At 59.3% G+C, this 11351-nt stretch carries 12 protein-coding genes; 7 read left to right on the forward strand and 5 right to left on the reverse strand.

The window, feature by feature from the left end:
• On the reverse strand, nt 1–903 hold the full coding sequence (gene nhaR, locus M5B43_RS19690) for a transcriptional activator NhaR (protein WP_248751669.1): 903 nt from the start codon (nt 901–903) through the stop codon (nt 1–3).
• A 134-nt stretch (nt 904–1037) separates the two neighbouring features.
• Here nhaR and M5B43_RS19695 point away from each other — a divergent pair, with 134 nt between their 5' ends.
• The 4 genes from M5B43_RS19695 (at nt 1038) to mnmH (ending at nt 4609) form a co-directional block, all read left to right on the forward strand.
• Nucleotides 1038–1289, forward strand: coding sequence for a hypothetical protein (locus tag M5B43_RS19695; RefSeq protein ID WP_248751670.1), 252 nt, complete (start codon nt 1038–1040; stop codon nt 1287–1289).
• Between the two features lie 28 nt (nt 1290–1317).
• The gene (locus M5B43_RS19700; protein WP_248751671.1) at nt 1318–2067 is read left to right on the forward strand and encodes a TerC family protein; all 750 of its coding nucleotides are present in this window, start codon (nt 1318–1320) and stop codon (nt 2065–2067) included.
• 401 nt (nt 2068–2468) lie between these two features.
• Entirely contained in the window at nt 2469–3503 is a 1035-nt protein-coding gene (selD, locus tag M5B43_RS19705) for a selenide, water dikinase SelD (RefSeq protein WP_248751672.1), read from the forward strand.
• The gene (gene mnmH / locus M5B43_RS19710; RefSeq protein WP_248751673.1) at nt 3503–4609 is read left to right on the forward strand and encodes a tRNA 2-selenouridine(34) synthase MnmH; all 1107 of its coding nucleotides are present in this window, start codon (nt 3503–3505) and stop codon (nt 4607–4609) included. Before selD ends, mnmH begins: the two co-directional genes overlap by 1 nt.
• Here the strand turns inward: mnmH and M5B43_RS19715 are convergent, their stop codons facing one another.
• Both M5B43_RS19715 and M5B43_RS19720 read right to left on the reverse strand, forming a co-directional pair.
• Nucleotides 4610–5665 (reverse strand): permease, encoded by a 1056-nt coding sequence (locus tag M5B43_RS19715; RefSeq protein ID WP_248751674.1) that lies wholly within the window; start codon nt 5663–5665, stop codon nt 4610–4612.
• Nucleotides 5666–5723: 58 nt separating this feature from the next.
• A complete protein-coding gene (locus tag M5B43_RS19720; RefSeq protein WP_248751675.1) occupies nt 5724–6425 on the reverse strand; it encodes a histidine phosphatase family protein in 702 nt (233 codons plus the stop codon).
• A gap of 253 nt (nt 6426–6678) precedes the next feature.
• Between M5B43_RS19720 and M5B43_RS19725 the strand changes: the two genes are divergently transcribed.
• From M5B43_RS19725 to hemB, 3 genes are all read left to right on the forward strand, one after another.
• A complete protein-coding gene (locus tag M5B43_RS19725) occupies nt 6679–7377 on the forward strand; it encodes a glutathione S-transferase N-terminal domain-containing protein (protein ID WP_248751676.1) in 699 nt (232 codons plus the stop codon).
• Nucleotides 7378–7380: 3 nt separating this feature from the next.
• Nucleotides 7381–8223 (forward strand): PhzF family phenazine biosynthesis protein, encoded by an 843-nt coding sequence (locus tag M5B43_RS19730; RefSeq protein ID WP_248751677.1) that lies wholly within the window; start codon nt 7381–7383, stop codon nt 8221–8223.
• Between the two features lie 129 nt (nt 8224–8352).
• Nucleotides 8353–9327, forward strand: a complete 975-nt coding sequence (gene hemB, locus M5B43_RS19735; protein WP_248751678.1) for a porphobilinogen synthase — start codon at nt 8353–8355, stop codon at nt 9325–9327.
• 51 nt (nt 9328–9378) lie between these two features.
• On the opposite strand, the gene M5B43_RS19740 is transcribed toward hemB, so the two are convergent.
• Nucleotides 9379–9765 carry a hypothetical protein gene (locus M5B43_RS19740; protein ID WP_248131287.1) on the reverse strand — a complete coding sequence of 129 codons (387 nt, stop codon included), beginning with the start codon at nt 9763–9765 and terminating at the stop codon, nt 9379–9381.
• On the reverse strand, nt 9762–11351 hold a 1590-nt coding region (locus tag M5B43_RS19745; protein ID WP_248751679.1), incomplete at its 5' end, for an RHS repeat-associated core domain-containing protein. The genes M5B43_RS19740 and M5B43_RS19745, both read right to left, overlap by 4 nt.

The following is an 11351-nucleotide window of genomic DNA, read 5'->3' on the forward strand; positions in this document are numbered from 1 at the left end:
TCAAGGCAGCGCGGTAAACAACGCGCGCCTTGCCCCTTCGGTGATCGCCACGATACCGGGGTGCTTGACCTTGCGTTCCACCGAAATCGCGTAGAACGACTCGGTGACCGCGTCGGTTTGGCCAATCAGCGCCACGCCGTACTGGCGCACCACCTCATCGGCGATCACGCTGGGGGCGATAAAGATCCCACTGCCGGATTGGCCAAACGCCTGCATCAAGGCGCTGTCATCGAACTCACCAATGATCCTTGGCTGAATCTGCTGCTCGGCAAACCAGCGCTGCAAACGGCTGCGTATCACCGTCTCGGCCCCCGGAATCAACAACGGTGCCCCCTGCAAACACTGTGGGAAATTGCCCGTGTGCTGGTCAGCCAATGCCTGGGTGGCGAAGAAGCTGATACCGCATTCCCCCAGCTTCTGGCTGTAGCCCTTGATATCCAGGTGTGTAGGCATCGGGCTGTCGGAAATCACCAAGTCCAGGCGCTGAATGGCCAGGTCGGCCAATAAGCGTTCGAGTTTGTCTTCACGGCAGGTGATGCGCATCGGTTCGCTCAGTTCCATGGTCGGTGCGATCAGCCGGTAGACGATGGACTTGGGGACCACATCCGCCACCCCGACACGGAACAGGATCTGCTGTTCATTGGGTTGGGCGCGTAACAGCGCTTCCAATTCATTGCCGGTCTGGAACATCTGCTCGGCGTAGGGCAGGGCTTGGCGTCCGGCTTGCGTCAACTCCAGCTGGCGGCCTACACGCTGAAACAGCGCAATGCCGAAGGTTTGCTCCAAGAGGCTGATCTGTCCGCTGATGGTCTGGGGCGTGAGGTTCAATTGCTCGCACGCACGCACAATGCTGCCGGTCTTGGCCACCACCCAGAAGTAATGCAGTTGTCGATAATTGAGCATGGCGGCCTACACTTCGTAAAAAACGAAGTATACGCGAGGAAAATACGAATTTTCCTGAACTGTCTGCCTGCATAGAATGCCTCGCTATCGAGGGGCCACTATTTGGACCCAAGGGTTCTAACGAGGACTACCACATGAAACTCAATTCCCTGGGCGTGGCATCGTTGCTTGCGCTTTCATTGGTGATGATCAGCGGTTGTGACCAGGTCGAGAAAAGCGCGCAACAAGTGCTGGACAGGGCGACCGAATCGGCCAAGCAAACGATCGATGACACCCACAAGGCTGCCCAACAGGCGTTGAGTGACGCGACAAAAGGTCTGATCAGCCCGCAGAAGAAAGAGGATCAGCCTGCCAACGAAGCTGAATCGAACACCCAAGAAACCTAATTTTCCCGCTCAACGTCAGGACTGACCTATGGATTATCTTTTACAACTGGCCGCCAGCCCCACCGCCTGGGTCGCATTGGCCACCTTGATCGTCATGGAAATCGTGTTGGGCATCGATAACCTGATCTTTATCTCGATCCTCACCAATAAATTGCCGCAGAAGCACCGGGCCAAAGCGCGGCGCATCGGTATCAGCATGGCGTTGGTGTTGCGCCTGGGCCTGTTGAGCACGATCGCGTTTATCGTGCAGTTGACGGCGCCGGTGTTCGAAATCTTCGGCCAGGCGTTTTCATGGAAAGACATGATCCTGATCGCCGGTGGCCTGTTCCTGGTGTGGAAGGCAACTACCGAGATCCATCACAGCATGGACCCGGAGCCCGAAGAGAAAGAAACCGTCAGCAATACCATGGCTATCGGTTTTGCCGCAGCCATTGGCCAGATCCTGATGCTCGACCTGGTGTTCTCCATCGACAGCATCATCACCGCCGTGGGCATGACCGAGCACTTGCCGATCATGATCATCGCCGTGGTGGTCTCGGTCATCGTGATGCTGGTCGCGGCCGAACCCTTGGCCAAGTTCATCAACGACAACCCAACCGTGGTGATGCTCGCCCTGGGCTTCTTGATCATGATCGGCATGACGCTGATCGCCGAAGGCTTCGGCGCCCACGTGCCAAAAGGCTACGTGTATGCGGCCATGGCGTTCTCGGCGGTGATCGAATGCTTGAACATCGCCCGGCGTAACCGGCACAAGCGTTTGCTGGCTGCCCGGCAGTAACGGCTGAACCAAAAGGCCGGCTGCGCTCATCAGAGCATAGGTATCTCCACAACTTCGGAGCGACGCTGAATCTGTGGCGAGGGAGGCTTGCTCCCGTGGCGGCCTGACTGCCAGCGACTCTCTAAATGATACAACGCGATCCAAATGTGGGAGCGGGCTTGCTCGCGAAGGCGGCCTGACAGCCGACTGGGATGTGGGATCAGATCGCATACATATCCGTTATTTAGGTAACGGCCACTTAGGGCTCCGCCCCAACGCGGGACAAGCCCGCTCGCCACAACAGCCGATTTGTCACAGATTCTGCGTTCGACGGTAATTGTGTAGATACCTATGCTCATCAGAGCTCAGCCGGCCTTTTGCTGTCTGCTAGAATCGGCCCACTTGATAGTTTGAGGTCCACCATGAACGAGCCGATTCGCCTTACCCAGTACAGCCACGGTGCGGGTTGCGGCTGCAAGATTTCGCCCCAGGTGCTGGAAGTGATCCTGGCCGGCAGCGGCGCGCAGAACCTCGATCCCAACCTGTGGGTGGGCAACGCCTCGCGCGATGATGCGGCGGTGTATGCCATCGACGACGAGCGCGGCGTGGTCTCCACCACCGACTTTTTCATGCCGATTGTCGATGATCCCTTCGATTTCGGCCGCATCGCCGCCACCAATGCCATCAGCGATATCTACGCCATGGGCGGCGACCCATTGATGGCCATCGCCATTCTCGGCTGGCCGGTGAATGTGCTGGCACCGGAGATTGCCCGGGAAGTGATCCGTGGCGGCCGTGCAGTGTGCGACGCCGCCGGCATCCCGCTGGCCGGTGGCCACTCCATCGACGCCCCGGAGCCGATCTTCGGCCTCGCCGTGACCGGCATCGTGCAAAAACGCCATATGAAGCGTAACGACACCGCGACGGCCGGCTGCCGCCTTTACCTGACCAAACCCCTGGGTATCGGCATCCTGACCACCGCCGAAAAGAAGGGCAAATTGCGCGAAGCGGATATTGGCCTGGCCCGTGACTGGATGTGCACCCTCAACAAACCCGGCAGCCGCTTCGGCAAATTGGCAGGCGTGACGGCCATGACCGACGTCACCGGTTTCGGCCTGCTCGGTCACCTGGTGGAAATGGCCGACGGCAGTGGCCTGACGGCACGCATCGAATATGAAAAAGTCCCACGCCTGCCGGGGGTTGAGTATTACTTGGACCAAGGCTGTGTGCCCGGGGGCACCTTGCGCAACTTCGACAGCTACGCCAGTAAGCTCGGGCGCGTGCAGGAGCTGCACAAGCGCGTACTTTGCGACCCGCAGACCAGCGGTGGCCTGCTGATAGCCGTCACCCCGGAAGGCGACGCCGAGTTCCACACGGTAGCCGCCGAGCTGGGCCTGGCCCTTGAGCCCATCGGCGAACTGGTTGAGCGACAGACCAACGCGGTAGAGGTGTTTTGATGGCAACTGACATCACCGATTACCGCGACATCTTCCTCCACGACCGCCCGATGATGGATACCCGCGCGCCGGTCGAATTCATCAAGGGGGCGTTTCCCGGGGTGGTCAACCTGCCGCTGATGACCGACGACGAACGCCAGCGCGTCGGCACCTGTTACAAGCAGCAAGGCCAGCAAGCGGCGATCGTGTTGGGGCATGAGTTGGTGTCCGGGGCGATCAAGGCCGAACGCATCGAGCGGTGGGCGCAGTTTGCCCAGGCCAACCCCGACGGTTACTTGTACTGCTTTCGCGGCGGGCTGCGTTCGCAGATCGTGCAGCAATGGTTGAAAACCGATGCGGGGATCGAATATCCCCGGGTTGGCGGTGGTTACAAGGCCATGCGCAGCTTCCTGCTGGATACGCTGGAGCAGGCGACGGCCCAGTGTGATTTTGTGTTGCTGGGTGGCATGACGGGCACCGGCAAGACCGAAGTGCTCGGCCAACTGCACAACGCTCTGGACCTGGAAGGCCACGCCAACCACCGCGGCTCCAGTTTCGGCAAGCGTGCTACGGCACAGCCGTCGACTATCGACTTCGAGAACCGCCTGGCGGTAGACCTGTTGAAAAAGCGCGCAGGCGGTATCGAGCAGTTTGTGGTCGAGGACGAGAGCCGCATGATCGGTAGTTGCGCGCTGCCCCTGCCGTTACACAAGGGGATGCAGACGTTTCCGATGGTGTGGCTGGAAGACAGCGTCGAAGGCCGTGTCGAGCGGATCCTGCGCGACTATGTGGTCGACCTGTGCGCGGAGTTTATGGGTGTATTTGGTGAAAGCGGCCACGCGCTGTTCGCCGAGCGCCTGACCCAGAGCCTGGCCAATATCCACAAGCGCCTGGGCGGCGAGCGCTTCCAGCGCTTGCAAGCGGTGTTGCAGGACGCGCTGGCGGAACAGGCCCGCAGTGGTGCAGTGGATTTGCACCGGGTCTGGATCGAAGGGTTGCTGCGCGAGTATTACGACCCGATGTACGCGTTCCAGCGCGAGAACAAAGGCGCGCGCATCGAGTTCGCCGGGGAGCAAGGGGCGGTGGTGGCGTATTTGCGCGAGAGAGCGCTCAACGCCACCCGCTGATCAGAGAATGGCGGCACCGATCAAACCGCAAACCACGCCCATCAACATGGTCAAGCCGGCCACCGTCACCAGTACCCGCGCATCGAAATCCTTGCGCAGCATCAACAGTGACGGCAGGCTCACGCTGGGCAGGGTCATCAACAAGGCCACTGCCGGGCCGGTGCCCATGCCCAGTGTCATCATGGTTTGTACGATTGGAATTTCTGCCGCCGTAGGAATAACGAACAGCGTGCCAACGATCGCCAGCGGCACCAGCCACACCAGGCTGTTGGCCATCGCACCGTCCACGTGAGGGAACAGCCAGACTCGCGCTGCGCCCAGGATCAGCACTGCCAGGATATACACCGGAATCGTGCTCCAGAACAGCTGCCACAGGGTGCGCAACCAGCGCCCCAGAAAGGGCTGCGACTCGACCGTGCTGACTTCGGCGACCGCCTCCAGCGCGGCTTCCGGTACCTGGTCCGGGCGCGCAATACGCTGCGCCACCAGGGACACGCCTACCACCAGTACAATCCCTGCGACCAGTCGCAGTGCGGTAAAGCCCCAGCCCAGCACAAACCCCATGAACACCAGGGTGGCCGGGTTCAACACCGGGTTGGCAATCCAGAACGCCAGCGCGGCGCCTACCGACACCTGCTGACGCCGCATCCCGGCCGCGACCGGTGCCGCGCAGCAACTGCACATCATCCCCGGCAACGCGAACAGCCCGCCACGCAGGGTCGAGCCCAGCCCGGCACGGCCAAACAGGCGTAGCAACCAGTCGCGGGGGATCAACACTTGCAACAACGAGCCGAGAATCACGGCCAATACGGCGGCTTTCCAGATCGCCAGGAAATACACCTGGGCATACGCCAGCGCCGCCGCGAGGGGCGAGCTTTGCTGGTCATTGAGAATCGAGGCGCCGATGCTGTGATTGTCGGCCGCTACAAACGCCTTGAGGTAGTAAGGCGACCATTTCACGTAGTAAAGGCCGATGCAGGCCACGAGCAGGAAGAGTGCCGGTTTGCACCAGAACGACCAGCCGCGTTTGGGCTGGGTGGAGGCAAGGTTGGACATGGTGGTGATCCGCAGGTGAGTCAATAGCCGGGCATCATACGCCCCTGTCGTTCAACCTTCAGGTATCAGTGCTGACCTGGGTCGCACTCGGGCAGGTCTGCTCGCCATTATTCAAGCCTTGCTTATAGTTGCGACTGAGCAGCGATGCCTTGCCGTTGTGCCAGGTCAGCGTCAGGACATACAGCGTGTCGTAGTCATTACCCGACCAATCGCTGGTAATGGTGTGTTTTTCACCCGTGGCTTCACTGGCGACCTTGTTGATCAGTTCCGGCAAGTAGCCGTGGGACCAGGCGGTGTAGATGATCGAGTTGTGATACTTGTCTTCTACCAATTCGTCGGCGAGGTCACTGGTGTCGTTGGCTGAAAACTGGATGTTCACCGGCAGGCCCAGTTTGATCGCGCTGGGGCTGATGGTCATCAGCGGCCGAATGTAGCTGTAGGAGTTGTCGTGCTCACCTTCCTCGACATTGCGGGTCGGGTTGGGGGCGAACACATAGTTGGCTTTGCCGAACTTTTCCGGCAGCACCGTGGCCAGGTTCATCGCGCGGTTCAGGCCCTGGCAGTTGAGCTGGCCCAAGCCACCGGCGGGTTTCTCGCCGTGGCGCAAGAAGACCAGGGTTTGTACGCCATCCACCGGCCCGGCACTGCTGAGTGGGGATTCGAGGGCCAGACCGATTGCGCCACCCAGGAGCAGCAGGGAGGGCAGGATATAGGCATAACGTTTGAGTCGTTGCGCAAGGCACAGAGGCTTGATTGTCATTATAAGTTCGAGTCTTAGTGCTTCGGATTAAGGCGGACGCGCCCGGCCCCAGAGGCGCCTGTGGCGTCCTGCGGTTTTTTCTGTGTCGTTGTAAAGAGGTGTTTCCTTTCACCGTGGCGGCGCACGTAAGAGTGCACATCGGCGCTTTGGTTCGCCCGCGCGGCAGACTAGCGTGCCTATGTTGCGTAATGATGACTCATGCATGACGGCGGGCAGATGACTATTATGGGGACTTTCCGTCCAGGGGTTCTCTATGAACGCACTTGCCGCTTTCCCGATCAACAGCAAATGGCCTGCCCAACACCCGGAACGTCTGCAACTGTATTCGCTGCCAACGCCCAATGGGGTCAAAGTGTCGATCATGCTCGAAGAGCTGGGCCTGCCCTATGAGGCACACAAGGTCAGCTTCGAGACCCAGGACCAGTTGTCCCCTGAGTTCATGTCCCTGAACCCCAACAACAAGATCCCCGCGATCATCGACCCCAACGGCCCGAGCGGGCAGCCGCTGGCATTGTTCGAGTCCGGCGCGATCCTGATTTACCTGGCGGAAAAAACCAGTCAGCTATTGTCCGAAGACCCGGCCACCCGCTATGAAACCTTTCAATGGCTGATGTTCCAGATGGCCGGTATCGGCCCGATGTTCGGTCAGGTAGGGTTCTTCAACAAGTTCGCCGGCAAGGCGTATGAAGACAAGCGTCCGCGTGACCGCTACGTCGCTGAATCCCGACGCTTGCTGCAGGTGCTGGAAAAACGCCTGCTGGGTCGCACCTGGATCATGGGCGACGAGTACAGCATCGCCGATATCGCCACCTTCCCTTGGGTTCGTAACCTGATCGGTTTCTACGAGTCCGGCGACCTGGTGGGGATCGCCGATTTCCCTAATGTGCTACGCGCGCTGGACGGCTTTGTTGCTCGCCCGGCGGTGATCCGTGGCTTGAATATTCCGAGCTGAAGCATGCCGACTTTCGATTTCAAACAACTGGATGTGTTCAGCAGCGTGTCGCTCAAAGGCAACCCGCTGGCCGTGGTACTGGGCGCCGATAGCCTCACGGACCAGCAGATGGCTGACTTCGCCCGTTGGACCAACCTCAGTGAAACCACGTTTTTACTCAAGCCCCGCGATCCGCGGGCCGACTACCGAGTAAGAATCTTCACCACCTTGAAGGAACTGCCGTTCGCCGGGCATCCGACGTTGGGCAGTTGCCACGCGTGGCTCAAAGCCGGTGGCGTCCCGCGAGGGGAGGAGATCATTCAGGAGTGCGAAATCGGGTTGGTGCGTATCCGCCGCCAAGCCGATGAGCTGGCGTTTATCGCGCCGCCGTTGCTGCGTGCCGGGCCGCTGGAGGCACCTTTGCTGGAGCGTGTGCGCCTGGCATTGGGCCTGGAGCCCGAGGCTATTGTCCGCAGCCAGTGGGTGGATAACGGTGCGGATTGGCTGGCGGTGATGCTGGCTGATCGCCAAGCAGTGCTGGACCTGCAGCCCGATTACGCACAACTGCTCGGGTTGGCGGTCGGCGTGATTGCCCCCTGTGATCCCGTGCGCGACGGGGTCGATGCGCAGTTTGAAGTGCGTGCCTTCATCGCCGGCGACGGCTCCCCCGAAGACCCGGCCACCGGCAGCTTGAATGCCGGCGTGGCCCAATGGCTGCTCGGCGAGGGCCTGGCGCCGGATCGCTATGTGGTCAGCCAAGGCACGGCGATGGGCCGGGCGGGACGTATTCGCATCGAGCGCCTGGGTGATGAGATCTGGGTCGGGGGTGCCGTTGCAGTGTGCATCGAAGGCCGTCTACAGCTGTAGATCAATGAATTGTTACGAGCCTCGCAATACACTATTGGCCCCTGGGTATTTGTACTGCCAGGGTTTGGGGGCATAAGCTTTCGCCCCAACGTTTTTGCCATAGCGATTTAGCCTCCAGTCAGGAAAGCCATGACCAGCCAGTTCCCCCAAGCCCGCCCACGCCGTCTGCGTCGCTCCCCGGAGTTGCGTGGCCTGTTCCAGGAAACCGAATTCACCCTCAACGACCTGGTGTTGCCGATTTTCGTCGAAGAAGAAATCGACGACTTTGTGCCGATCACCAGCATGCCGGGGGTGGTTCGCATCCCTGAGAAGAAGTTGGCGGGTGAGATCGAGCGCTACGCCCGTGCCGGGATCAAGTCAGTGATGACCTTTGGGGTGTCCCACCACCTGGATGCCAATGGCAGCGACACCTGGAAGGAGCGCGGCCTGGTTTCGCGTATGTCCTCGATCATCAAGGACGCGGTGCCGGAAATGATCGTGATGTCCGACACCTGCTTCTGCGAATACACCGACCATGGCCACTGCGGCGTGATGCACGGTGCCCATGTCGACAACGATGCGACCCTGGTCAACCTTGGCAAACAAGCCGTCGCCGCTGCCCGCGCCGGTGCTGACGTGATTGCGCCGTCGGCTGCCATGGACGGCCAGGTCCAGGCGATCCGCCGTGCCCTGGATGACGCCGGTTTTACCCATATCCCCATCATGGCTTATTCCACCAAATTCGCCTCGGCCCTTTACGGCCCGTTCCGCGAAGCCGGCGGCAGCGCGCTCAAGGGCGACCGCAAAAGCTACCAGATGAACCCGATGAACCGCCGCGAAGCCGTGCGCGAATCGCTGCTGGACGAGCAGGAAGGCGCCGATGCGCTGATGGTCAAGCCGGCCGGTGCCTACCTCGACATCATCCGCGACATCCGCGAAGCCTCGCGCCTGCCGGTGGCGGCGTACCAGGTGAGCGGCGAGTACGCGATGATCAAGTTCGGTGCCCAGGCTGGAGCGATTGATGAGGAGCGGGTAGTGCGGGAGACGTTGGGCTCGATCAAGCGCGCTGGGGCTGATTTGATTTTTACGTACTTTGCGATGGATTTGGCGTTGGCGGGGATTTAAAGGCGGTGTTTAGCCCTGTGGCAAAGGAGGTTAGTCGCCACGGGGCATCCGCTAGACCTGCACCGATTCAGCCCATCGCTGGCAGAAATCATGCTGCTGTTGTATATCACTGGTGAGATCGTTTTCCTCGTGAGCAAATATATGTACAACTTCCCCATCTGGCCGCCCCAGTGTTAGCTCGTAAGCAATAAGACCATTCGACATATGTGAGGACATACCTGATGTATGAACGTTAATTTTTGCGCCTTTGCAAAGAAAAACGGTGTCTTTCATATCCGCTCTCAATACACCGAAGCAGTCGTATAAATCCATCGCTGTATAGGTTTTTTTTGTCCCATTGCTTAGCGACAGATAAAGGGTGGGCTTGCCTCCTTCGTATTCGATCACTGCGCTGTCACGTATACCGTTTTTAATGATGGTGATTTCACGCGATTTCATGGGTATTTCCTATTAGGGTTCAATATCGTGTATCCCTTGAAAGTACCGTCTTCGTTGACTGGCGATGCACCTAAAATATCCTTGGTATCTATTCGTCCAGGGATTGCGATTTCTGACTCGTTTCTATGTTTGGAACGTGTGCCCAATGCTTTATTTACGTCTATTCCAGGGATTTTTCTTAGGGTGTAAAGAAAGCCTTCCTCGAAGCCAAAATTTGAAGCGAATACCAAGGCTTGTTTCCTTGAGGTCGAAGTAGGGACGAAATTGCTGGGAGGGCTGGCATTATTCAACGTGTGCAGGAAAAGGTCTGTGCTGGCGCCTCTACTTTCAAAACCGCTTTCAAAAATTTCATCTGGCTCTCTTAAATCCCCGCGGAATAGATATTCTCTTTTTTTATCTGACCTGGGGAGCGAGGGAGCCCCCTCATCTACCTTTGCCTGGCCGTGGGAGGTTTCAGTATGTTGATGTGGCTTACATCCATCTGCACCTGGACACGTACTTAAGCCTAGCTGATCCACCCACCCCGTAGGGTTGGGTACATACCGGTACCCATTAATCCCCCCCGCCAACTTCACCGGGTCCGGTGTCAGGTAGCGACCAATATCCGGATTGTAGTAGCGATAGCGGTTGTAGTGCAGGCTGCTTTCTTGGTCGAAATACTGACCTTGGAAGCGCAGCGGATTGTCGATTTTGCCTACGTCGAGCCGGGCGATCTGGCCGTAGGCGCGGTAGTGGGCGGACCAGACGATTTCGCCTTCGGTGTCGGTCAGTTCTTGCGGGGTGCCGAGGTGGTCGACTTGGTAGTGGTAGGGCTTGGTCTCTTTTGGGCCGAAACCTTCCAACAGCGCCAGTGGGCGGAAGCTTTCGGGCTCGTAGAGGTAACTGCGATGGCGTTCCGCATGGTGCTCGGCAATCAGCTTGTCGCCTTGCCAAAAAAACTCGGTGGTCTCGCCATCCACGGTTTTGCTGACACGTCGCCCAAACGGGTCATACCGATAGCTTGCGGTCTGCCCGTTGGGTTTGGTGAAGCCAATCAACCGATGCTGGCAGTCGTAGCGGTATTCGGTGACGATTTGATGACCCTTGCCACGCCGTTCGCGGATGAGGTTGCCGAAGGCGTCGTAGTCATAGTGACGGTCGCCCTGGATCACCAGGCGGTTGGCCGCGACGATGTCCGGGCCGGGGCGGTCTTGCATGAGCAGGTTGCCGGCCGGGTCGTGGCCGAAGCGTTCCTGCACGTCTTGCGAATGATCGGCGCGGGTCAGGCGGTTAAGCGGGTCGTAGCGATAGTCGTGCTGGCCTTTGCGGGTATCGAGCAGGCGGGTGAGGTTGCCGGTTGTGTCGTAGTCGTATTGGCGTTGGTAAAGGTAGTTTTGCTGCTGCGTAACGGCGTGGGCGTGCAGGCGGTGCTGGTCGTCGTAATGGTAATGGCTGAGCAGTTGACCTTGTTGGCGTTGGTGCTCGCGACCGCTCTTGAAGAGATGCGAGGTGAGCACCTCACCATTGAGCTCGACGGTGGCGAGATGGCCCCCTTTGTCGTGGTTGAAGCTCAGGCGGTTGTTGTCCGGCAGGCGCAGGGTTTTCAA

Origin of the sequence: Pseudomonas sp. MWU15-20650 (assembly GCF_023242475.1) — a bacterium.
Classification (GTDB): Bacteria; Pseudomonadota; Gammaproteobacteria; order Pseudomonadales; family Pseudomonadaceae; genus Aquipseudomonas.

Coding starts and splice junctions, on each gene's coding strand:
- nhaR (WP_248751669.1), bottom strand. CDS start 903: ATGCTCAATTATCGACAACTGCATTACTTCTGGGTGGTGGCCAAGACC.
- M5B43_RS19695 (WP_248751670.1), top strand. CDS start 1,038: ATGAAACTCAATTCCCTGGGCGTGGCATCGTTGCTTGCGCTTTCATTG.
- M5B43_RS19700 (WP_248751671.1), top strand. CDS start 1,318: ATGGATTATCTTTTACAACTGGCCGCCAGCCCCACCGCCTGGGTCGCA.
- selD (WP_248751672.1), top strand. CDS start 2,469: ATGAACGAGCCGATTCGCCTTACCCAGTACAGCCACGGTGCGGGTTGC.
- mnmH (WP_248751673.1), top strand. CDS start 3,503: ATGGCAACTGACATCACCGATTACCGCGACATCTTCCTCCACGACCGC.
- M5B43_RS19715 (WP_248751674.1), bottom strand. CDS start 5,665: ATGTCCAACCTTGCCTCCACCCAGCCCAAACGCGGCTGGTCGTTCTGG.
- M5B43_RS19720 (WP_248751675.1), bottom strand. CDS start 6,425: ATGACAATCAAGCCTCTGTGCCTTGCGCAACGACTCAAACGTTATGCC.
- M5B43_RS19725 (WP_248751676.1), top strand. CDS start 6,679: ATGAACGCACTTGCCGCTTTCCCGATCAACAGCAAATGGCCTGCCCAA.
- M5B43_RS19730 (WP_248751677.1), top strand. CDS start 7,381: ATGCCGACTTTCGATTTCAAACAACTGGATGTGTTCAGCAGCGTGTCG.
- hemB (WP_248751678.1), top strand. CDS start 8,353: ATGACCAGCCAGTTCCCCCAAGCCCGCCCACGCCGTCTGCGTCGCTCC.
- M5B43_RS19740 (WP_248131287.1), bottom strand. CDS start 9,765: ATGAAATCGCGTGAAATCACCATCATTAAAAACGGTATACGTGACAGC.